20 protein-coding genes are annotated in these 21018 nt (G+C 67.9%); 1 reads left to right on the forward strand and 19 read right to left on the reverse strand.

Annotated elements, in window-relative coordinates; translation table 11 throughout:
* Window positions 1–92 precede the first annotated feature (92 nt).
* A complete protein-coding gene (gene pdeM / locus FHT32_RS31355) occupies window positions 93–848 on the reverse strand; it encodes a ligase-associated DNA damage response endonuclease PdeM (RefSeq protein WP_371132300.1) in 756 nt (251 codons plus the stop codon).
* On the opposite strand from pdeM, the gene trxC reads away from it, so the two are divergent.
* Complete coding sequence (gene trxC, locus FHT32_RS31360) at window positions 836–1285, forward strand: thioredoxin TrxC (protein ID WP_176668451.1); 450 nt, start codon at window positions 836–838, stop codon at window positions 1283–1285. The genes pdeM and trxC overlap by 13 nt on opposite strands.
* Before the next feature lie 8 nt (window positions 1286–1293).
* Here the strand turns inward: trxC and FHT32_RS31365 are convergent, their stop codons facing one another.
* From FHT32_RS31365 to atpE, 18 genes are all read right to left on the reverse strand, one after another.
* Window positions 1294–4065, reverse strand: coding sequence for a ligase-associated DNA damage response DEXH box helicase (locus FHT32_RS31365; RefSeq protein WP_176668452.1), 2772 nt, complete (start codon window positions 4063–4065; stop codon window positions 1294–1296).
* Window positions 4062–5717, reverse strand: coding sequence for an ATP-dependent DNA ligase (locus FHT32_RS31370; RefSeq protein ID WP_176668453.1), 1656 nt, complete (start codon window positions 5715–5717; stop codon window positions 4062–4064). Before FHT32_RS31370 ends, FHT32_RS31365 begins: the two co-directional genes overlap by 4 nt.
* Complete coding sequence (locus FHT32_RS31375; protein WP_176668454.1) at window positions 5714–6844, reverse strand: ligase-associated DNA damage response exonuclease; 1131 nt, start codon at window positions 6842–6844, stop codon at window positions 5714–5716. The genes FHT32_RS31370 and FHT32_RS31375 overlap by 4 nt, the downstream gene beginning before the upstream one ends.
* 77 nt (window positions 6845–6921) lie before the next feature.
* Window positions 6922–7449: a DUF3617 family protein gene (locus FHT32_RS31380; protein ID WP_176668455.1), complete on the reverse strand. Its 528-nt coding sequence runs from the start codon at window positions 7447–7449 to the stop codon at window positions 6922–6924.
* A 78-nt stretch (window positions 7450–7527) separates the two neighbouring features.
* Window positions 7528–8262 (reverse strand): phosphatase PAP2 family protein, encoded by a 735-nt coding sequence (locus FHT32_RS31385; RefSeq protein WP_256099233.1) that lies wholly within the window; start codon window positions 8260–8262, stop codon window positions 7528–7530.
* A gap of 25 nt (window positions 8263–8287) precedes the next feature.
* Window positions 8288–9454 (reverse strand): Gfo/Idh/MocA family protein, encoded by a 1167-nt coding sequence (locus FHT32_RS31390; RefSeq protein ID WP_176668456.1) that lies wholly within the window; start codon window positions 9452–9454, stop codon window positions 8288–8290.
* A 109-nt stretch (window positions 9455–9563) separates the two neighbouring features.
* On the reverse strand, window positions 9564–10526 hold the full coding sequence (locus FHT32_RS31395; protein WP_176668457.1) for a substrate-binding domain-containing protein: 963 nt from the start codon (window positions 10524–10526) through the stop codon (window positions 9564–9566).
* 43 nt (window positions 10527–10569) lie between these two features.
* Window positions 10570–11580, reverse strand: coding sequence for an ABC transporter permease (locus tag FHT32_RS31400; RefSeq protein ID WP_176668458.1), 1011 nt, complete (start codon window positions 11578–11580; stop codon window positions 10570–10572).
* Between the two features lie 161 nt (window positions 11581–11741).
* Window positions 11742–13268 carry a sugar ABC transporter ATP-binding protein gene (locus FHT32_RS31405; RefSeq protein ID WP_176668459.1) on the reverse strand — a complete coding sequence of 509 codons (1527 nt, stop codon included), beginning with the start codon at window positions 13266–13268 and terminating at the stop codon, window positions 11742–11744.
* Complete coding sequence (locus FHT32_RS31410) at window positions 13265–14434, reverse strand: ROK family protein (RefSeq protein WP_176668460.1); 1170 nt, start codon at window positions 14432–14434, stop codon at window positions 13265–13267. Before FHT32_RS31410 ends, FHT32_RS31405 begins: the two co-directional genes overlap by 4 nt.
* Before the next feature lie 229 nt (window positions 14435–14663).
* Window positions 14664–15083 (reverse strand): F0F1 ATP synthase subunit epsilon, encoded by a 420-nt coding sequence (locus tag FHT32_RS31415; protein ID WP_019657634.1) that lies wholly within the window; start codon window positions 15081–15083, stop codon window positions 14664–14666.
* A 12-nt stretch (window positions 15084–15095) separates the two neighbouring features.
* On the reverse strand, window positions 15096–16496 hold the full coding sequence (gene atpD / locus FHT32_RS31420) for a F0F1 ATP synthase subunit beta (protein WP_176668461.1): 1401 nt from the start codon (window positions 16494–16496) through the stop codon (window positions 15096–15098).
* Between the two features lie 134 nt (window positions 16497–16630).
* On the reverse strand, window positions 16631–17014 hold the full coding sequence (locus tag FHT32_RS31425; RefSeq protein ID WP_176668462.1) for a hypothetical protein: 384 nt from the start codon (window positions 17012–17014) through the stop codon (window positions 16631–16633).
* A gap of 88 nt (window positions 17015–17102) precedes the next feature.
* Window positions 17103–17978 carry a F0F1 ATP synthase subunit gamma gene (atpG, locus tag FHT32_RS31430; protein ID WP_176668463.1) on the reverse strand — a complete coding sequence of 292 codons (876 nt, stop codon included), beginning with the start codon at window positions 17976–17978 and terminating at the stop codon, window positions 17103–17105.
* 33 nt (window positions 17979–18011) lie between these two features.
* Window positions 18012–19565: a F0F1 ATP synthase subunit alpha gene (gene atpA, locus FHT32_RS31435; RefSeq protein WP_176668464.1), complete on the reverse strand. Its 1554-nt coding sequence runs from the start codon at window positions 19563–19565 to the stop codon at window positions 18012–18014.
* 48 nt (window positions 19566–19613) lie between these two features.
* Complete coding sequence (locus tag FHT32_RS31440; protein WP_176668465.1) at window positions 19614–20153, reverse strand: F0F1 ATP synthase subunit delta; 540 nt, start codon at window positions 20151–20153, stop codon at window positions 19614–19616.
* An 8-nt stretch (window positions 20154–20161) separates the two neighbouring features.
* The gene (locus FHT32_RS31445; protein WP_093206376.1) at window positions 20162–20632 is read right to left on the reverse strand and encodes a F0F1 ATP synthase subunit B; all 471 of its coding nucleotides are present in this window, start codon (window positions 20630–20632) and stop codon (window positions 20162–20164) included.
* Window positions 20633–20714: 82 nt separating this feature from the next.
* Entirely contained in the window at window positions 20715–20978 is a 264-nt protein-coding gene (atpE, locus tag FHT32_RS31450) for a F0F1 ATP synthase subunit C (RefSeq protein ID WP_019657641.1), read from the reverse strand.
* Window positions 20979–21018 lie beyond the last annotated feature (40 nt).

The raw sequence follows: 21018 nt of genomic DNA on the forward strand, positions 1-21018 counted from the left end.
GGGAGGGTCGGGGGTGGGGGCACGCGGCGCATCAAATCGGCGCTCTGCCTGCCCCCATCCCAGCCTTCCCCCAGAGGGGGAAGGAGCAAGCGTCACTCTTGGACCGGCAGCGCCCAGACGGCATCGCCGCCCACCGCATGGAAGCGCCGGCCCGGCGCAGATTCCATCAGCCACCCACCCGTGAACTCGCCGAAGGCCGGCAGCACCGCCTGCTGCCCGTCGCTCGCAAAGCAGGGCAGCCGCACGCTGTCGCGGCCCCGGCCGTGGAGCCTGCAGACGGGATGCAGATGCCCGGCGAGCACGAAGTGCGTGGCATGCGTCTGTGGATGGTGGCAGCAGGCGAAGGGGCCCAGCAGGAACGGCTCGTCGACCACCTCGATGCCGAGTTCCGGCGGCGGGTCGCCCGCGCGGCTGTCGTGGTTGCCGCGCACCAGCGTCATGGCGATGGCCGCATGGCGCGCGCGCCAGGGCTCGACGGCGGCGAGCACCGTGCGCGCCTGCGCCGCGTGGAGGAAGTCGCCGAGGAACACGATGCGCCCGGGCTCGTGCCTTTCGATCAACGCATCGAGCCGCGCGAGGTTCTGCTGCGTGGTGCCGACGGGCACCGGCTGGCCGAGCGCGCGGTAGGTCGCGGCCTTGCCCAGGTGCAGGTCGGCCACGAAGAGCACGCGCTGGCCGGGCCACCAGAGGGCCCGCTGGGGCAGCAGGTGCAGCAGTTCGCCCGCCCAGTGGACGGCGAGCGGCGCGGTGGACGTATCGGGGAATCTCACCCGGCCAGTGTCGCAAAACCTGCGATTGCCTTGCAAAGGCCCTCCAGAGCCCCCAAATGCCTGCAATGACCGAATCACCCCCGCTGCACATCGTCTGCCCGCACTGCCACACGACCAACCGCGTGCGCGCGGCGCAGTTGGGCAGCGCGCCCGACTGCGGCAGCTGCCATCGTCCGCTGTTCACCGGCCATTCGACGGCACTGGCGGATGCCGCCACCTTCGACCGCCACATCTCCCGCAACGAGATCCCGGTGCTGGTCGATTTCTGGGCGCCCTGGTGCGGTCCCTGCCGGCAGATGGCGCCGGGCTACGAGCAGGCGGCCGCGCAGCTCGAGCCCCACGTGCGGCTCGCCAAGGTCGACACCGAGGCGGTGCCCGCGCTGGGCGCGCGCTTCAACATCCGCAGCATCCCGACGCTGGCGCTGTTCCGCGGCGGCCGCGAAGTGGCGCGGCAGGCCGGCGCGATGGGCGCGGCGGACATCGTGCGGTGGGTGAAGGCGCACGGCGCCGGCTGACCCTCGCATCAGAGCGGCGGCAGCGGCCGTGACGGGCGCGACGGCCGCCTGCGGTCGCGCCGCTGTCCCACCGGCCTCGGCGGCTTGCCCGGCCCTTCCTGCCCGAAGGCGAGCGTTCCTTTTACGCGCTCCACGCCGCCGGCCGTGACCACGCCGCCCGCTGCCTTCTCGAGCTGCTCGACCATGCGCGCGATGCGGTCGGCCACGTTCTCGTTCGACAGCTTCTCGCGGAACAGCTCGACCATCAGCGGAAATGAGAACGGCGTCGGGCGCACGAGCGGCTTCAGCACCAGCCGCTGCGTGGCGATGCGCTCGAGGCTCGCGCGCAGGCGGCCGATCTCGAGTTCCTGCGCCAGCAGCTCCTGCTCGGCCTGCTGCAGCAGCCTGTTGCCGGGGTCGTACTTGCGGAACACTTCCCAGAAGAGCGACGACGAGGCCTGCAGCTGCTTGCTGCTGCGCTTCTCGCCCGGATAGCCCTGGTAGATGAGGCCCGAGACGCGCGCGATCTCGCGAAAGCGGCGCTGCGCGAGCTCGCCCGCGTTGAGCGATGCCAGCACCTCGTGCAGCAGCGCCGCGCGCTGGTCTTCGCCATTGCCCTGGGGCAGCGTCAGCACCTGGGGTAGCAGCGTGGGCCAGTCGACCTCGGTCGCGCTCAGCAGCTCGAAGCCGTAGTCGTTGACCGCGATCGAGAAGGTGCGCGCCTCGTGCTGCGCGACGCGCCAGGCCAGCAGGCTCGCGAGCCCGAGGTGCACGTGCCGGCCCGCGAAGGGATACAGGAACAGGTGCGCGCCCTCGCGCGTGCTCAGCGTCTCGGCCAGCAGCGTCTGCGGCGTGGGCAGCGCCGACCACTGCTGCTGAATCTCCAGCAGCGGGCGCACGCACTGCAGCTCGGGCGAGTCGTAGCGGCCCTCGCCGGCCTGCGCGAGTTGCTGCACCACCGCGTCGGCCAGCGTGTTCGACAGCGGCATGCGCCCGCCGCCCCAGCGCGGCACCGCGGCCCGCTTGCCGCTCGCGCGCCGCACCCAGGCCGTCATGTCGTGGATGCGCACGAGTTCGAGCATGCGACCGCCGAACAGGAAGCAGTCGCCGGGCTTCATGCGGGCGACGAAGCTCTCTTCCACGCTGCCGATCTTCGTGCCGCCGACGTACTGCACCGAGATGCTCGCGTCGCTCACGATGGTGCCGATGTTCATGCGGTGCCGCCGCGCGAGCCGCGCATCGGGCACGCGCCAGACGCCCTCGGCATCGGGCACCACGCGCTTGTAGTCGGGGTAGGCCGCGAGCGACGGTCCGCCCTGCGCGACGAATTCCAGGCACCACTGCCAGTTCTCGCGAGAGAGGTTTTCGTAGGCGGCCGTGCCCCGCACCTCCTCGTACAGCTCGTCGGGCACGAAGCCGCCGCCCAGCGCCACCGTCACCAGGTGCTGCACCAGCACGTCGAGCGGCTGCTCGGGCGTGTGGCGCGCCTCGATGTGGCCGGCCGCGATGGCGGTGCGCGCGGCCGAGCCTTCCACCATCTCCACGCTGTGCGTGGGCACGAGCGTGATGCGCGAAGGCCGCCCCGGCGCATGGCCCGATCGGCCCGCGCGCTGCAGCAGCCGAGCAACGCCCTTGGGCGAGCCGATCTGCAGCACGCGCTCCACCGGCAGGAAGTCCACGCCCAGGTCGAGGCTGGAGGTGCAGACCACCGCCTTCAGCTCGCCGCTCTTCAGTCCCAGCTCGACCCACTCGCGCACCTCGCGGTCGAGCGAGCCGTGATGCAGCGCGATGAGCCCCGCCCACTCCGGCTTGGCTTCGAGCATCGCCTGGTACCAGATCTCCGCCTGCGAGCGCGTGTTGGTGAAGACCAGCGTGGTGCTGCTCGCAGCGATCTCCTCGATCACCTGCGGCAGCATCGTGAGGCCCAGGTGCCCGCCCCACGGAAAGCGCTCGGCCACGCCGGGCAGCAGCGAATCGATGACGAGCTTCTTCGGCACCTGGCCCTGCACGAGCACGCCGTCCTCATGGCCCAGCAGTGCATGCATCGCCTCGTGCAGGTTGCCCAGCGTGGCCGACATGCCCCAGACCGCGAGGCCCGGGTTCCAGCGCCGCAGCCGCGCGAGCGCCAGCTGCACCTGCACACCGCGCTTGTTGCCCAGCAGTTCGTGCCATTCGTCGACCACCGCCATGCGCACATGCCCGAGCACCTCGCGCGCGTCGGCACGCGCGAGCAGCAGCGAAAGGCTCTCGGGCGTGGTGACGAGCACCGTAGGCAGGCGCTGGTTCTGCGCGCTGCGCTCGGCGGACGTGGTGTCGCCGCTGCGCGCGCCGGCGCTCCATGGATGCACTTCCGCGCCCAGGGCTTCGAGCGGCTGCTGCAGCGCGCGCAAGGTGTCGGCCGCCAGCGCGCGCATCGGCGTGAGCCACAGCACGGTGAGCGGATCGGCAACTGGCCGTGCGGTTGCGGGCGCGTTGGCCTTGCGCGCCCGCACGAAGGCCTGCAATGCACCGAGCCATACGGCGTAGGTCTTGCCCGCGCCGGTGGTGGCATGCAGCAGGCCCGACCTGCCATCGGCGATCGCCTTCCAGACCTCGCGCTGGAACTTGAACGGCTTCCATCCGCGCTCGACGAACCACGCATCGAGCGCAGCCTTGACCGCCTTGCTCCTTCCCCCTCTAGGGGAAGGTCGGGATGGGGGCACGCGGCCGTCGCCGGGCAGCGCCTTCTCGATACGCCGCGTGCCCCTGCCCTCCCCCGGAGGGGCGGGAAGCGAAGACTGGGCTTGCGGCTTGCTGCTCATGCGGGCAACAACGCAGCGAGTGTCTGCAGGGTATCGGCCTCGTCCACCGGCTTGTCCTCGCGCCAGCGCAGCATGCGCGGAAAGCGCACCGCGATGCCGCTCTTGTGGCGCGTACTGCGCGCGATGCCTTCGAAGCCGAGTTCGAACACCAGCGTGGGCTTCACGCTCTTCACCGGCCCGAAGCTCTCGACGGTGGTCTTGCGGATGATCGCGTCCACGCGCGCCATCTCGGCATCGGTGAGGCCCGAGTAGGCCTTGGCGAAGGGCACGAGCTTGCGGTCTTCCTGCCCGGGCGAGCCGTCCCACACGGCGAAGGTGTAGTCGCTGAAGAGGCTGGCGCGCCGGCCGTGGCCGCGCTGCGCGTAGATCAGCACCGCGTCGACGCTCAGCGGATCGATCTTCCACTTCCACCACACGCCCACGTCCTTGGTGCGGCCCACGCCGTACTGCGCGTCGCGGCGCTTGAGCATCATCCCTTCGACACCCATGGTGCGCGCCGCTTCACGCTGGCGCGCGAGGTCGGGCCAGTCTGCCCCGGCGAGCACGGGGCTCGGCAGCAGCGAGGGATGGTCCATGCGCCCGACCAGCTCGTCGAGCAGCACGCGGCGCTCCGACTGCGGCAGCGCGCGCAGGTCGCGCCCTTCCCATTCGAGGATGTCGTAGGCCAGCAGCACCACCGGTATGTCGCGCAGCAGCTTGGTGCCCAGCGTCTTGCGGCCGATGCGCTTCTGCAGCTCGGCGAAGGGCTGCACGCGGCCTTCACGCCATACGACGATCTCGCCGTCGAGCACCGTGCCGTCGGGCAGCGCCTCGCCGAGCGCGGCGAGTTCGGGGAAGCGCTCGGTCACCAGTTCCTCGCCGCGCGACCACACCCACGCCGCGCCCGCGCGCTTGACCAGCTGCGCGCGGATGCCGTCCCACTTCCATTCGACGATCCAGTCCGAGGGCGGCCCCAGCACCGCGTCGAACTGCTCCAGCGGCAGGTTGAAGGGATGCGCAAGGAAGAAGGGGTACGGCTGGCCGCTGGTCTTCTGCTCCTGCTCGGAGCCCGACTCGGGTGCGATGAGCGCCTGGTAGTCGGCGGCCCGCGGCCTTCCTCCGATATGCGTGTAGCCCATGAGCCGCTGCGCCACGCGCTTGGCGTCGATGCCGCCCACCGCCGCGAGCGCCTGCGTGACCTGCAGCTTCGAAACGCCGACGCGGAACGCGCCGGTGATGAGCTTGAAGTACACCAGCCGCTCCTCGGGCGCGAGCTGCCGCCACTGCGCGCGCAGGCGGCCGGCAAGCTCGTCGGGGGCGTTCTTCGCAGCATCGCGCAGCGGCAGCAGGTGCTGCTCGACCCATGCGGCAAGGCCCAGGTCGTGCGCGTCGGTGGGCGGCGGCAGCAGCAGCGCGATGGTCTCGGCCAGGTCGCCCACGGCGTCGTAGCTCTCGTCGAACAGCCACTCGGGCAGGCCCGCCGCCTCCTGCGCGAGCAGCCGCAGCAGCTTGACGGGCACCAGCTGGCGCGGCTTGCCGCCCGCGAGAAAGTAGACGGCCCAGGCCGCATCCGCCGGATCGGCCTCGCGCAGGTAGCGCTGCAATGCGGCTTGCTTGGCGAGACTCGACGTGCTGGCGTCGAGCTCGTGATAGAGCGCGGCGAAGGCCTTCATGGTTTCTCTCCTTCCCCCTCTGCGGGAAGGTCGGGATGGGGGCTGCCGGCGTCCGCATCGAGCGCTGTTTCCCCCTTCCCTGGTTCTCCCTCGGAGACAGAAGGAGCCCCCTGATCGTCCTCGTCGCCGTACTCGGTTTTGAACGACTGCGCATCGAGCCCGTTCTCGGTGAGCCACCTCACCATCACCTGCACGCTGCCATGCGTGACGAACACGCGCCCGGCCCCGGTGCCGGCGATGGCCTGCTGAAGCCCGGGCCAGTCGGCGTGGTCGGACATCACGAAGCCCCGGTCCACGCCGCGCCGCCTGCGCGCGCCGCGCAGCTGCATCCAGCCGCTGGCGAAGGCATCGGCGTAGTTGCCGAAGCGCTTCATCCATGGCGAGCCCTGCGCGGAAGGCGGCGCAAGCACCAGCGAACGCTTCAGCAGCGCGGCATCGACGCCTTCGTCTCCCACGCGCAAGGTCGGCGGCAATGCCACGCCGGCCGCCCGGTAGACGGCATTGAGCGGCTCCACCGCGCCATGCACGACGATGGGCCCGATGCTCGCGTCCACGCCGTGCAGGATGCGCTGCGCCTTGCCGAAGGCATAGCAGAACAGCACCGAGGCGCGGCCGGCTTCGGCGTTGGCGCGCCACCAGGCGTCGATCTGCGCGAACAGCACCGGCTGCGTGGGCCAGCGGTAGACCGGCAGGCCGAAGGTCGATTCGGTGATGAAGGTGTCGCAGGGCACCGGCTCGAACGGCGGGCAGGTGCCGTCGGGCTCGGTCTTGTAGTCGCCCGAGGCCACCCACACGCGCCCGCCGTGCTCCAGCCGCACCTGGGCCGAGCCCAACACATGGCCGGCAGGGTGCAGCGAGACGCGCACGCCGTGGTGCTCGATGACCTCGCCGTAGGGCAGCGTCTGCAGCGCGATGTCGCTGCCCAGGCGCGCGCGCAGCGTGCCGGCGCTGTCGGTGTGGGCGAGGTAGTGCCCGTGCCCGGCGCGCGCGTGGTCGGAATGCGCATGCGTGATGACGGCGCGCGCCACCGGCCGCCACGGGTCGATGTAGAAATCGCCGGGCGGGCAGTACAGGCCCTCGGGCCTGGCGACGACGAGGAGGTCTTCTTCCTGCTTTGCGGGAGGCATGGCACGCCATCGTAGGCGCTGCCGGGGTTTGGCGCCGCCGCGCGGCGGGCGCAAAGCGTTGTGGGCGGGCGCCTACCCTAGGGGCGCTTCGGGCGGTTCTTCGCCATGTCGAGCACGTTCATCTTCATGCCGTTGGGCATGACCATGTCGCCAGGCTTCTGGTCGGCCTTGCAGGGGCCGATCCACTTGGCCTCCATCACGCTGTGGCCCTCGGCGCGGCCCATCAGCGGCGGGTTGTAGCTCGACTTGCTCTCCATGCGGTAGGCGGTGCTGAAGTCGCCGCTCATCACCGCGTGCGAGGTGGCGACGGTGTTGCCGATCTTGCAGACCGAGTCCATGACCAGCCTGCCGCCGTCCGCGCTCAGCTCCTGCTTCGAGCACATGTCCTTGCCCATGCCCTGGCCCATGTCGCGCAGCGCCTTGTCGCTGGCCGCGTCGATGCACTGCTGCATGGTGTGGCCGGCCGCGGCGTCCTTGCCGGTGCCGTCTCCCGTGCGGATCTCCCAGAGGCCGGGCTTGCGTGCGGGAAAGTCGAGCGCGAGCACGGGGCCCGCGAGGGCACCGGCCGCCACGCAGGCCACCACGGCGGAAAGACGGATGTTCATGGCAGGCTCCCCCGGGCACTGGACGACGATGCCCGGTTTGTACCGCGCGCGCCGGCGCGGCGGTATATCGCAATCGGCCTAAGCCGGTGCGGCCGCCGCGGCGCGCTCACGCGTGGCGAGGCCGAAGGCCACGCCCAGCGCGAAGCCGCCCAGCACGTCGATCAGCACATGCTGGCGCACCGCCATCGTCGAATAGACGATGCCCGCGGCCCACGCCACGTTGGCAACGCGCAGCCAGGCCGGCGCGCCCACCGCCCGCAGCTGCCGCGCCAGGGCGACGCAGGTGAACACCGAGAACGAAACGTGCAGCGACGGGAAGGCATTGCCCGCCGAATCCACCATCTTGAGGAACTGCAGCGAGGTGCCCGGCGTGGTCTCGACCACGAAGTTGGGAATTGCCGTGGGCATGAACCAGAACACGAGCAGCGCCAGCAGCGTCATCGCCGCGCAGCCCAGCGAGAAGCCCTGCAGCTCGCGCATGTCCCTGGCCAGCAGCACCGGCAGCGCGATGTAGCCCCAGAGCGACAGATACACCGGCAGCAGCCACGGCCAGAAGGCGATGAGCCCGTCGATGGGCGTGAGCGGCAGCACCCAGGCCTGGCCCGCGTTCTTCATGATCCAGAAGTACAGCGGGAAGAAGCCGAGCGTGGCGATGGTGTTGCCGACCAGCTTCAGGGGGAACAGCGTGATGCTGCGCTTCCACAGGGCCGCGAGCCATGACGGCACCGCCGATGGAGACGATGCAGCAGCAGCAGCAGCAGCAGCAGAAGACGAAGGGGTGGAGGACGTGGCGTCGGACGCTGGAGGTGTCATGGCAGCCCGGGCAGCGCGCCGCGCGCTACCAGGGCGTCCACTTTAATTCGCTTTTCGCCGAAGCCACCGTGCGTTCAATAAAGCGCACGCCGCGCGCGCCGTCCTCCACGCGCGGGTAGTCGGCGACGAGCGGATCGGCCGGTTGTCCGGCGAGCCTGGCGCGGATGTCCGCCGCCACGCCCGCGTACACGTTCGCGAAGGCCTCGATGAAGCCTTCCGGGTGCCCCGCCGGCAGCCGGCTCGCACGCTGCGCGGACTCGCACAGCCATGGCGCCCCTCGCGTGAGCACCTGCAGCGGCCCGTCGTGCGGCAGGTGCACCAGCCGGCTCGGCTGCTCCTGATGCCATTCGAGCGTGCCCAGCGTGCCCGACACGCGCAGGCGCAGGTCGTTCTCCAGGCCGGTGTTGATCTGCGAGGCCACGAGCACGCCGCGTGCGCCGCCCTCGAAGCGCAGCAGCAGGCTGCCGTCGTCGTCGAGCATGCGGCCCGGCACCAGCGCGCCGAGGTCGGCGCACAGGCTCTCGATGCGCAGGCCGGTGACGGTGGCCACGAGGTTCTCGGCGTGCGAGCCGATGTCGCCGATGGCGCCGGCCGCACCGCTGCGCGCGGGGTCGGTGCGCCAGTCGGCCTGCTTGTTGCCGCCGCTGCCTTCGACATGGCTCGCAAGCCAGCCCTGGTTGTATTCGACGACGACCTTGCGCACCTCGCCGATCAGGCCCGAGCGCACCATCTCGCGCGCCTGCCGGACCATCGGATAGCCGGTGTAGTTGTAGGTGACGCCGAACACCGTGCCCTTCTTCGCGACCGTGGCGACCAGCGCGTCGGCCTGCTCGCGCGTGTGCACCAGCGGCTTGTCGCACACCACGTGGAAGCCCGCTTCGGCAAAGGCCTGCGCCACCGGAAAGTGCACGTGGTTGGGCGTGACGATCGACACGAAGTCGATGCGCTCGCCCTCCGGGCGCTTCAGCTCGTCGGCCAGCAGCGCCTGCCAGTCGCCGTGGTTGCGGCCGTCGACCAGGCCGAGGTCGCGGCCCGAGGCGCGCGCCTTCTCGGGGCTGGACGAGAGCGCGCCCGCGACGAGCTCGATCTGCCCGTCGAGCGCCATGGCCTTGCGGTGCACGGCGCCGATGAAGGCGTCGCGGCCGCCGCCGACCATGGCGTAGCGCAGTTTGCGAGGAGGTGTGTCGGTCATGTCGTGTCTTTCAGGGAACACCGCGGAACCGGCTTCGCCGGGCCGCAGGTGTTGCCCCCGGAAGGGGGTTGGCGTAGCGACACGAAGTGCGCGAAGCCTGGGGGAGAACTCAGAAAGGCGAGTTCGGGTGGTAGAAGTCTTTCGCGTTTTCCTTGGTGATCAGCACCGAAGGAATGATCGTCGTCGCCGGCAGCTTCTCGCCCTTCAGGCGCGCTTCGGCCGTGAGCTTGATCGCGTCGTAGATGAACTTGGGCGAGTAGCTCACGTCGGCCGTGATGCGCTTGTCCTTGCCGTCCATGATGGTCTTGACCATGCCCTTGGCGCCTGCACCGCCGAAGATGATCTTGATGTCGTCGCGCTTGGCCTGCTCGATGGCCTTGAGCACGCCCACGGCCATGTCGTCGTCGGCGGCCCAGATGGCGTCGATGCTCTTGAAGCGCGTGAGGTAGTCCTGCGTGACCTTGAAGGCGTCGTCGCGGTTCCAGTTGGCGTACTTGGCATCGAGCAGCTTGATGTCGGGGCTGTTCTTGAGCACCGCGTTGAAGGCGTCCATGCGCTCGTTGTCCAGCGTGGTCGCGATGCCGCGCAGCGCCACCACGTTGCCCTTGCCGCCCAGCTGCTTCACGATGTATTCGGCCGGGATCCTGCCGAAGGCGGTGTTGTCGCCGGCCACGTACGCGTCTTGCGCGCTGGTGTCGGTGAGGCCGCGGTCGACCACGGTCACGTAGGCGCCCTTGGCCTTGACCTGCGCCACGGGCTTGGTCAGCGCTGCGGATTCGAACGGGAACACGACCAGCGCGTTGATCTTGGTGACCGTCGAGAGGTCCTGCAGCTGGTTGGCCTGTTCGGGCGCGTTGGCGGCCGTCTTGATGGTGATCTTCAGGTCCTTGTGTTCCTTCTCCAGGTCCTTCTTCGCCTGGTTGGCCCAGTAGTTGATGCCCCCCATGAAGCTGTGCGTGGCCGCGGGAATCGAAACGCCGAGATTGACCTTCTCCGCGGCGAGCGCGGGCAGGCTGGCGAACGCTGCGGCGGCAACCGCCGTGAGAGCGAGGCGTCGGGTGAAAGTCGTCATGCTGGATGTCTCCTCTTGGTTGATGGAACGGAACGGGAAAGAACTAGCGCCGGCCGCGCTGCAGGAACGCGACGATGATGATCACGAAGCCCTGCACCGCCGCGTTGAGGTACACGCTGATGATGCTGGTGAGGTTCAGGATGTTGCTGATGACCGAGAGCAGCACCGCACCCACCACCGTGCCGGTGATGCTGCCCGCGCCGCCCTTGAGCGCCGTGCCGCCGACGATCACCGCGGCGATGGCTTCCAGCTCCCACAGCAGGCCGGTGGTCGGCGAGGCCGAGCCCAGGCGCGGCACGTACAGCAGCGTCGCGATGCCCACGCACACGCCGAGCAGCACGTAGGTGAGGATCTTCACGCGGTCGACGTCCACCGCCGCGTAGCGCGCCACCTGCTCGTTGGAGCCGATCGCCTGCACGTAGCGCCCGTAGGCCGTGCGGTTGAGGATGAGGCCGCCCACGATGGCGACGATCACGAACACCCACACCGGCACCGGGATGCCCGCGAGGCTCGCGTAGTACACGGGCGCATAGAGGTCCGACAGCTCGTTGTCGAGCGTGAGCGCGCCACCGTCGGCAAAGTACGTGAGGTAGGCGCGGAAGATGCCCAGCGTGCCCAGCGTCACGATGAAGGGCTCGATGCGCCCCTTGGTGATGAGCAGCCCGTGCGCGAGCCCGAACACCGCGCCGAGCACCACCGCGAGCACCGCGCCCATCACCACCGCCAGCAGCGGCGAGCCCGAGGCCGGCCCGGCCCAGTTGATGAACATGATCACGCTGCCCGCGATCAGCGCCGCCATCGAGCCCACCGACAGGTCGATGCCGCCCGAGATGATCACGAAGCACATGCCCACCGCGATGATGCCGATGAAGGCCGTGCGCGTGAGCACGTTCATCGCGTTGTCCAGCGTGGCGAAGTCGCCGTTCAGCAGCGTGCCGGCGATGCACAGCAGCACCAGGCCGATGACCGGGCCGAGGCCGTGCAAGCGCTCGGTCCAGCGCGGCGCAGCCTCGCTGCGGTGCGTGGTTTCAGCGGAATCGGTAGGGGAAGCCATGTCTTTATCGATTCGTCAGGGCATGTAATAGCAACTTGGCAGCGAGCGCAGCGAAGCTCGTTCGGGGAACACCGCGGAACCGGCTTTGCCGGGCCGCTGGTGTTGCCCCCTGCAAGGGGGTTGGCGAAGCGACACGAAGTGCGCGCAGCCTGGGGGTTAGCTCATCTGGTTCCGGTGGCATGAGCGATGAGCTCCTCTTCTGTCAGATGGTCGGCGTCGAGCGTGGCAACGATGCGGCCCGCGCGCATCACCGCGACGCGGTGGCACAGGCCGATCAGCTCCATCAGCTCCGACGAGACGACGATCACCGCGAGCCCTTCGCGGGCGAGTCGCTGGATCAGGAAATAGATGTCGCGCTTGGCACCCACGTCCACGCCGCGCGTGGGCTCGTCGAGCACCACCACCTTCGGCTTCGGCTGCAGCACCTTGGCGAGCGCGAGCTTCTGCTGGTTGCCGCCCGACAGCGACGAGGCCTTGACGTCGAGCGAGCCGGTGCGGATGCCGTAGTCCTTCACCGCCTCGGCCAGCGCGCCACGCTCGGCCTCGGGCTTGAGCCAGGGCTGGGCGTAGCGCTCGAGCGCCATCAGCGTGAGGTTCTGGCGCAGGCCGAAATCGACGTGCAGGCCCTTGCCCTTGCGGTCTTCGCTCAGGTAGGTGAGGCCGTGCCGCGCAGCGTCGCGCGGGTTGCGCCAGCCCTTGCCGTGCGGCACGGGCTGGCCGAGCATCTCGACGCTGCCGCCGCTGGCAGGTCGCAGGCCCAGCAGGCCCTCGAAGAGCTCGGTGCGGCCCGCGCCGACAAGACCTGCGAAGCCGAGGATCTCGCCAGGTCGCACCTCGAAGCTCGCGTCCTGCGCCCAGCCGGGCACGCTGAAGCCCTGCACGCGCATCGCGGGGGCGCTCGCGGTGGTGACGGGGTCGCGCGGCGGATAGAGGTCGGCCAGCTCGCGGCCCACCATCAGGTTGGCCATCTGCTGGCGCGTGACCTCGGCCGTCGGCGCGCGAGCGACGAAGCGGCCGTCGCGCATGACGATGACATCGTCGGTCACGCGCTCCACCTCGTCGAGCTTGTGCGAGATGTAGACGATGGTCACGCCGTCGGCGCGCAACTGGGCGATGAGCTTGAACAGGCGCTCGGTCTCGCCGGGTGTGAGCGTGGCGGTGGGCTCGTCCATCACCAGCAGGCGTGCGCGGCGGGCGATGGCCTTCGCGATCTCGACGAGCTGCTTCTCGGCGACGATGAGCCGGCGCACCTTGGTGCGCGGATCGATGTTCAGGCCGACCGCCGCGAGCGCGGAGGCGGCGTCGCGCTCCATGGCGGCATCGTCGAGCAGCCAGCCTTTCTTCTTTTCATGGCCGAGGAAGACGTTCTGGGCCACGTTGAGGTCCTCTGCGAGGTTGAACTCCTGATGGATCAGCACGATGCCCAGCGCCTCGGCGTCGCGCGAACTCGCGAACTGCCGCGGCTGCCCGTTGATCTTCAGCGTGCCGCCGGTGGGCGACTCATAGCCCGAGAGGATCTTCATCAGCGTGGACTTGCCCGCGCCGTTCTCGCCGAGCAGGCCGTACACGCAGCCAGGCACGAGCGCGAAGCTCACGCCGTGCAGCACCTGCACCGGGCCGAAGGCCTTCACGATGCCCTCGAACTCGACGGCGACGCTGCCTTTGCCGCTCATACCCGCATCTGTCATGGCGCCACCCCGCGTGCCTTCAGGGTTTCCTGCATCGCGAGCACCCCGGCGCCGATCACGCCGCCCTGCATGCCCAGCGGCGTGTACTGGATCTCCAGGTGCCGCGTGGAAAGCGCCAGCGAGCGCTGGTAGACGCTTTGCCGCACGGCAGCGAGAAACAGTGGCCCGATGCGCGTGATGCCGCCGCCGATGAACACATGCGACGGATTGAAGAAGTTGACGACCGACGCGAGCATCTGCCCGATCAGGCTGCCCGCGCGCTGGATGATGGCGTTGGCCGCCGTGTCGCCGCCGCGGCTGGCCTGGCCCACGTCGACGGCGTCGATGCGGCCGTGCTGGCGCAGCACTTCGGCAAGTGCGGCGCTCTCGCCCGCTTCCGCAGCCTGCACCGCCATGCGCGTGATCGCCGGGCCGGCGGCCATCGCCTCGACGCAGCCGAGGTTGCCGCAATGGCAGCGCGGGCCTTCCTGGTCGACGCAGATGTGGCCCACGTCGCCGGCCGATCCGGCGGCGCCGCGGTACACCTCGCCGTGGCACACGATGCCGCAGCCGATGCCGGTGCCGATCTTGATGACGAGGAAGTTACTCAGCGAGCGCTTCAGGCGCCACAGCTCGCCGAGCGCCATGAGGTTCACGTCGTTGTCGACGAAGACGGGTGCGGCGTAGTCCTCGCGCAGGTAGTCGCGGATCGAGAAGCTGTCCCAGGCCGGCATCAGCGGCGGATTGACGAGCTGGCCGATCTCGAAGTTGACCGGGCCGGGCACGCCGATACCGATGCCGAGCACGTCCTTGGGGCCATGGCCGCATCGGGCCAGCAGCTCGCGCATCAGCACGCGCACACGGGCCAGCACCACCGCCGGGCCTTCGCGCACGTCGGCGGGTTCGTCGTGCTGGGCGAGCACGCTGAGGTCAGGCCGCAGCACGGCCACGTCGAGGCTGGTAGCGCCGATGTCCACGCCGACGAGCACGCCGAGCCCGGCATGCAGCTGGAGGTTTTCGGGGCGACGCCCGCCTGAGGAGCGCTGCAGGCCGGCTTCGGCGAGCAGGCCCTGGTCGACGAGGCCGGCGATCAGGCCATTGGCCTTGCTCTTGGAAAAGCCCAGCTGCTCCGCCATGGCATGGCGCGAGCCGCCGGCCGACCAGAAGGTCGTTTCCAGCAAACGCATTTCGTCCGCAGTGATGCCACTCCAGGGTGCCACGCGCCTTGTCTCCGGTGTTCTTTGTCTTGCGCCTGCGGTCATTGCCGCTGGACGAAGGCGAATACTAGGTGGCGGGCTTCAGCCGGACAAGGCCGAACTTCGACCTTATTCAGGTCGAATAGGGTTGCTTCTGGAGAGTCACTAGACGAAAAAAAGCCGCCTCGAAGGGCGGCTTCTTGCGCTCCGACGAAGGAGCTTATTTTTTCTGACGGTACTTGCGCAGCGCCGCGATCTGTGCGGCCATCACGGCCAGCTCGGATTGGGCCATCGCGATGTCGATGTCGCTCTTCGCGTTCTTCAGCGCTTCTTCGGCCGCGGCCTTGGCCTGGTTGGCCTTCTCGTCGTCGAGGTCCTTGCCGCGGATCGCGGTGTCGGACAGCACGGTGACGGCGTTCGGCTGCACTTCGAGAATGCCGCCGGCCACGAAGACGAACTCTTCCTTGCCGTCGGCGGTTTCGATGCGCACGGCGCCGGGGCGGATGCGCGTGATCAGCGGGGTGTGGCGCGGGAAGATGCCGAGCTCACCGGCTTCACCGGGCAGCGCGACGAACTTGGCTTCGCCCGAGAAGATCGACTCTTCCGCGCTGACCACGTCCACATGAATGGTGCCTGCCATGGTGATTCCTTCTTAAGCGACCTTCTTGGCCTTCTCGAACGCTTCGTCGATGGTGCCGACCATGTAGAACGCCTGCTCGGGCAGGTGGTCGGCTTCGCCGTTCACGATCATCTTGAAGCCACGGATGGTTTCGGCCAGCGGCACGTACTTGCCGGGCGAGCCCGTGAACACTTCGGCCACGTGGAACGGCTGCGACAGGAAACGCTGGATCTTGCGGGCGCGGGCCACGGCCAGCTTGTCTTCCGGAGCCAGTTCGTCCATGCCCAGAATCGCGATGATGTCGCGCAGTTCCTTGTAGCGCTGCAGCGTGCCCTGCACGGCGCGAGCCACGTTGTAGTGCTCTTCGCCGACCACGTTCGGGTCGAGCTGGCGCGAGGTCGAGTCCAGTGGGTCCACGGCGGGGTAGATACCCAGCGAAGCGATGTCACGCGACAGCACCACGGTGGAGTCCAGGTGGGCGAAGGTGGTGGCGGGCGACGGGTCGGTCAAGTCGTCGGCAGGGACGTACACGGCTTGGATCGAGGTGATCGAGCCGACCTTGGTCGACGTGATCCGCTCCTGCAGGCGGCCCATTTCCTCGGCCAGCGTCGGCTGGTAGCCCACGGCGGAAGGCATGCGGCCCAGCAGAGCCGACACTTCGGTACCGGCCAGCGTGTAGCGGTAGATGTTGTCCACGAAGAACAGAACGTCACGGCCTTCGTCGCGGAACGACTCGGCGATGGTCAGGCCGGTCAGCGCCACGCGCAGACGGTTGCCCGGGGGTTCGTTCATCTGGCCGTAGACCATGGACACCTTCGAGTCCTCGAGCTTCTCGAGGTTCACGACGCCGGAGTCGGCCATCTCGTGATAGAAGTCGTTGCCTTCGCGGGTACGTTCGCCCACGCCTGCGAACACCGACAGACCCGAGTGAGCCTTGGCGATGTTGTTGATGAGTTCCATCATGTTCACGGTCTTGCCCACGCCGGCGCCGCCGAACAGACCCACCTTGCCGCCCTTGGCGAACGGGCAGACCAGGTCGATCACCTTGATGCCGGTTTCCAGCAGGTCCTGCGAGGGCGACAGTTCGTCGTACGCGGGAGCCTTGCGGTGGATCGAAGCGGTGAGCTCCTGGCCCACGGGGCCGCGCTCGTCGATGGGCGCGCCGAGCACGTCCATGATGCGGCCGAGGGTGGCCTTGCCGACCGGCACGGTGATGGGAGCGCCGGTGTTGGTCACGATCAGGCCGCGACGCAGGCCGTCGGACGAGCCCAGTGCAATGGTGCGCACCACGCCGTCGCCGAGCTGCTGCTGAACTTCGAGAGTCAGCGCGCTGCCTTCGAATTTCAAGGCGTCGTACACCTTGGGCATCTGGTCACGCGGGAACTCCACGTCGACCACGGCGCCGATACATTGGACAATTTTTCCTTCAGCCATGGCGTTTCCTTCTGGATGGATCTCAATAAATTTGCGACAGGTTCTTGCAGAAGCGTCCTGGTGCCAAAACGGGCCGCTTTTGCAAGAATGCCGGCGGGGCCGGCACCCTTGAATGTTCTGCTGTCAGTTTCCCATCAGCACTTCATGGCCGTCGCCTGCGCGGCGAAGGCGTCGGAAGCAGCCTTGCAGGCCTGACCCAGCGCAGCCTTGTCGGCGCCCATCGAAGCCCAGGTGGCCTTCGTCTGGTCGAGGCTTGCCTTCATGGCGTCGGCTGCAGCACCGCTTTGCGAAGCGACGCAGGTCTGCACCTTGGCCAGGTAGTCGTTGCATTCCTGCGGCAGGTCGGCGGAAGCCGTCGGCGCTGCGGCGGGAGCTGCCGCCGGCGCTGCTGCAGGAGCGGGCGCGGGAGCCGGAGCGGGTGCAGCAGCGGGAGCCGGTGCAGGCGCAGGCGCCTCTTCCTTCTTCGAGCAGGCGGTCAGAGCGGCAGCAACAGCCACCAGAGCAAGCATCTTTTTCATTTTGCGCAGAGTCCCCTAAAAAAGGCCTTGGGTTACCGGGCGCGCGGAACGCACCCGATCAGCAACGCGGCCTGTTGCATTGCCTGAATCAAACGCCTGCGGCTGCAGCCGCGCCGGACACGATTTCCGAGAGCTCCTTCGTGATGCCGGCCTGGCGGGTCTTGTTGTAGACCAGCTTCAGCTCGTTGATCACGTTGCCCGCGTTGTCGGTCGCGGCCTTCATGGCCACCATGCGCGCCGAATGCTCGGAGGCCATGTTCTCGGCCACGGCCTGGTAGACCAGGGACTCCACGTAGCGCACCAGCAGCTCGTCGATCACGCTCTGCGCATCGGGCTCGTAGATGTAGTCCCACGAGTGATGTGCCGGATCGGCCTGCAGCGTCTCGGCCTTCAGCGGCAGCAGCTGCTCCACCATCGGCTCCTGCTTGATGGTGTTGATGAACTTCGTGTAGCACAGGTACACCGCCGACAGCTTGCCTTCGGCATAGGCGTCCAGCAGCGTCTTGACCGGCCCGATGAGCTTGTCCAGATGCGGCGTGTCGCCCAGTTGAGTCACATGGGCCACCACGCGGGCGCCGATGCGGTTCAGGAAACCCAGGCCCTTGTTGCCGATGGCGACCGACTCCACCACGCTGCCGGCCGACTGCGCTTCGCGCAGCTTGCCGGTGACGGCACGCAGCAGGTTGGTGTTCAAGCCGCCGCACAGCCCCTTGTCGCTGGTCACGATGATGAAGCCGACGCCCTTGGCGTCGTTCGTCTTCATGAACGCGTGGGTGTACTCCGGGTTCGCCTTGCCGAGGTTGGCTGCGATGTTGCGGATCTTTTCGCTGTAGGGGCGAGCGGCACGCATGCGATCCTGCGCCTTGCGCATCTTGGAAACCGAGACCATTTCCATGGCCTTGGTGATCTTCTTGGTGTTCTCCACCGATTTGATCTTGCCGCGGATTTCCTTACCAGCTGCCATGTGAGCTCCTTCTTGCGTCGGTCAAGGCGTCGATCAGGCGAACGACTTCTTGAACGCGGTGACGGCGGCCAGCAGTTCGGCTTCCGATTCCTTGTCCAGTGCCTTGGCCTTCTCGATCTTGTCGAGCAGCGCGGCGTGGCTGGACTTCAGGAACTGGTGCAGGCCATGTTCGAACGGCAGCACCTGCTTGATCTCGAGATCGTCCATGAAGCCCTTGTTCACCGCGAACAGCGACGCGCCCATCAGCGAGATCGACAGCGGGCTGTATTGCGGCTGCTTCAGCAGTTCGGTCACGCGGGCACCGCGGTCGAGCTGCTTGCGGGTGGCTTCGTCGAGGTCGGAAGCGAACTGCGCGAACGCAGCCAGTTCACGGTACTGGGCCAGGTCGGTACGGATACCGCCGGACAGGCCCTTGATGATCTTCGTCTGGGCCGACGAACCCACGCGCGACACCGAGATACCGGCGTTGATGGCGGGGCGGATACCTGCGTTGAACAGGTTGGTTTCCAGGAAGATCTGGCCGTCGGTGATCGAGATCACGTTGGTCGGAACGAAGGCGGACACGTCGCCGGCTTGCGTTTCGATGATCGGCAGCGCGGTCAGCGAACCGGTCTTGCCCTTGACTTCACCCTTGGTGAAGGCTTCGACGTAGTCGGCGTTCACGCGGGCTGCGCGCTCGAGCAGACGGCTGTGCAGATAGAACACGTCGCCGGGGTAGGCTTCGCGGCCCGGGGGACGGCGCAGCAGCAGCGACACCTGGCGGTAGGCAACGGCCTGCTTGGACAGGTCGTCATAGACGATCAGTGCGTCTTCACCGCGGTCGCGGAAGTATTCGCCCATCGTGCAGCCAGAGTAGGCCGCGACGTATTGCATGGCTGCCGATTCCGAAGCGGAGGCCGCGACCACGATCGTGTAGTCCATGGCACCGGCTTGTTCCAGAGCGCGCACCACGTTCTTGATCGACGAAGCCTTCTGGCCGATCGCGACGTAGACGCAGGTCATGTTCTGACCCTTCTGGTTGATGATCGCGTCGATCGCCACAGCCGTCTTGCCGGTCTGGCGGTCGCCGATGATCAGCTCGCGCTGGCCGCGGCCGACGGGCACCATCGAGTCGATGGACTTCAGGCCGGTCTGCATCGGCTGGTCGACCGATTTACGGGCGATCACGCCAGGGGCGACCTTCTCGATCACGTCGGTCATCTTGGCGTTGATGGGGCCCTTGCCGTCGATCGGCTGGCCCAGGGCATTCACCACGCGGCCGACGAGCTCGGGGCCCACCGGCACTTCCAGGATGCGGCCCGTGCACTTGACTGTGTCGCCTTCGGAGATGTGCTCGTACTCGCCCAGAATCACGGCGCCGACCGAGTCGCGCTCGAGGTTCAGCGCCAGGCCGAACGACGGCGTGCCGTCTGCCGTGGGCGGGAACTCGAGCATTTCGCCCTGCATCGCGTCGGACAGGCCATGCACGCGCACGATGCCGTCCGTCACCGACACCACGGTGCCTTCGTTACGGATGTTGGCGCTGACCCCGAGGCCCTCGATGCGGCTCTTGATCAGTTCGGAAATTTCTGCGGGATTGAGTTGCATGACTCTTTCCTTCTTTCTTTGAGGCTACAAGTAGAGGGCTGGAAACCGTCAGGCCGCCAGCGCAACTTTCATTTGTTCAAGGCGCGCTTTGACGGAGGTGTCGAGCACCTCGTCGCCGACCACCACACGGATGCCGCCGATCAGTTCAGGCTCTTGCCGAACCGTGACCTGGAGCTTGCGACCGAAGCGCTTCTCGAGCGCGGCAGACACGTTGGCCAGTGCCGCGGCTTCGATCGGGAAGGCGCTGTAGACCACTGCGTCGGACGAACCGCTCTTCGCGTTGGCCAGTGCCCGGAACTGCTTCGCAATTTCCGGCAGCACCGAAAAGCGCCCGTTCTCGAGGAGTGCGGACAGGAAGTTCTGGGCAGGAGCGGCCAGCGGTGCACCGAATGCACCGGCGACCACGCCGATCACCTGTTCGGCCGTGGCCTTGGGGTTGTCGGCGAACTGCTGGAGCTCCGGATTGGCCGCGATGGCGGCAATCTTTTCGAGCCAGGCGCTGGTTCCGGCCAGATCGGAGGACGCGGACGACGACGCCTTGAAGAGCGCCTCGGCGTAGGGGCGTGCAATGGTGGCGAGTTCTGCCATGGCTTCTATCAGAGTTCGGTCTGCAGACGGGCGAGCAGGTCGGCGTGAACGCCCGCATTCACTTCCTTGCGCAGGATCTGCTCCGCGCCCTTGACGGCCAGTGCGGCGACCTGCTCGCGCAGGGCTTCGCGGGCCTTCAGTGCCTGCTGTTCGGCTTCGGCGCGTGCGGCTGCAACGATCTTGTTGCCTTCCTCGGTCGCGCGGGCCTTGGCCTCTTCAACGATGGCCTGGGCGCGACGTTCGGCGTCGGCAAGACGTTGCGCGGACTCGTTGCGCGCCTGGCCCAGTTCGGCTTCCACGCGCTTGTTGGCGGCGGACAGCTCGGACTTGGCCTTGTCGGCGGCAGCGAGGCCTTCGGCGATCTTCGCGGCGCGGTCGTCCAACGCCTTCGCGATCGGCGGCCACACGTACTTCATCGTGAACCCGACCAGGATCAGGAACACGATCATCTGAACGATCAGGGTACCGGTAATGCTCACTTTTCACCCTCTCTATGGGATTGAATCGAAGCCATTCGCTAGCAGGGCCAGGGAACGACGACGCAGGTCCGACGAGAAAGACTTACTTCGGCAGGTTGGCGATTTGCGACAGGAACGGGTTGGCCGTTGCGAACCACAGGGCGATACCGGTGCCGATAATGAACGCGGCGTCGATCAGACCAGCCAGCAGGAACATCTTGGTTTGGAGTTCACCCATGAGTTCGGGCTGACGTGCGGCCGACTCGAGGTACTTGCTGCCCATGATGCCGATGCCGATACATGCGCCCACAGCGCCCAGACCGATGATCAGGCCGGCGGCCAGTGCAACAAAGCTAATAACTTCCATGATGACTCCTAGAGGACTTTGGTTGAAGAGAAAAACAAAA

Origin of the sequence: Variovorax sp. SG517, from assembly GCF_013376045.1 — a bacterium.
Lineage (GTDB): Bacteria > Pseudomonadota > Gammaproteobacteria > Burkholderiales > Burkholderiaceae_C > Variovorax.

Excerpts from the sequence above, each read along its gene's own strand:
- FHT32_RS31410 (WP_176668460.1), bottom strand. The coding sequence starts at position 14,434 with ATGCGTTTGCTGGAAACGACCTTCTGGTCGGCCGGCGGCTCGCGCCAT.
- FHT32_RS31390 (WP_176668456.1), bottom strand. The coding sequence starts at position 9,454 with ATGACCGACACACCTCCTCGCAAACTGCGCTACGCCATGGTCGGCGGC.
- FHT32_RS31440 (WP_176668465.1), bottom strand. The coding sequence starts at position 20,153 with ATGGCAGAACTCGCCACCATTGCACGCCCCTACGCCGAGGCGCTCTTC.
- FHT32_RS31405 (WP_176668459.1), bottom strand. The coding sequence starts at position 13,268 with ATGACAGATGCGGGTATGAGCGGCAAAGGCAGCGTCGCCGTCGAGTTC.
- FHT32_RS31385 (WP_256099233.1), bottom strand. The coding sequence starts at position 8,262 with ATGACACCTCCAGCGTCCGACGCCACGTCCTCCACCCCTTCGTCTTCT.
- FHT32_RS31415 (WP_019657634.1), bottom strand. The coding sequence starts at position 15,083 with ATGGCAGGCACCATTCATGTGGACGTGGTCAGCGCGGAAGAGTCGATC.
- trxC (WP_176668451.1), top strand. The coding sequence starts at position 836 with ATGACCGAATCACCCCCGCTGCACATCGTCTGCCCGCACTGCCACACG.
- FHT32_RS31370 (WP_176668453.1), bottom strand. The coding sequence starts at position 5,717 with ATGAAGGCCTTCGCCGCGCTCTATCACGAGCTCGACGCCAGCACGTCG.
- atpD (WP_176668461.1), bottom strand. The coding sequence starts at position 16,496 with ATGGCTGAAGGAAAAATTGTCCAATGTATCGGCGCCGTGGTCGACGTG.
- FHT32_RS31365 (WP_176668452.1), bottom strand. The coding sequence starts at position 4,065 with ATGAGCAGCAAGCCGCAAGCCCAGTCTTCGCTTCCCGCCCCTCCGGGG.
- atpE (WP_019657641.1), bottom strand. The coding sequence starts at position 20,978 with ATGGAAGTTATTAGCTTTGTTGCACTGGCCGCCGGCCTGATCATCGGT.
- FHT32_RS31375 (WP_176668454.1), bottom strand. The coding sequence starts at position 6,844 with ATGCCTCCCGCAAAGCAGGAAGAAGACCTCCTCGTCGTCGCCAGGCCC.
- FHT32_RS31425 (WP_176668462.1), bottom strand. The coding sequence starts at position 17,014 with ATGAAAAAGATGCTTGCTCTGGTGGCTGTTGCTGCCGCTCTGACCGCC.
- FHT32_RS31400 (WP_176668458.1), bottom strand. The coding sequence starts at position 11,580 with ATGGCTTCCCCTACCGATTCCGCTGAAACCACGCACCGCAGCGAGGCT.
- FHT32_RS31395 (WP_176668457.1), bottom strand. The coding sequence starts at position 10,526 with ATGACGACTTTCACCCGACGCCTCGCTCTCACGGCGGTTGCCGCCGCA.
- atpG (WP_176668463.1), bottom strand. The coding sequence starts at position 17,978 with ATGGCAGCTGGTAAGGAAATCCGCGGCAAGATCAAATCGGTGGAGAAC.
- FHT32_RS31380 (WP_176668455.1), bottom strand. The coding sequence starts at position 7,449 with ATGAACATCCGTCTTTCCGCCGTGGTGGCCTGCGTGGCGGCCGGTGCC.
- atpA (WP_176668464.1), bottom strand. The coding sequence starts at position 19,565 with ATGCAACTCAATCCCGCAGAAATTTCCGAACTGATCAAGAGCCGCATC.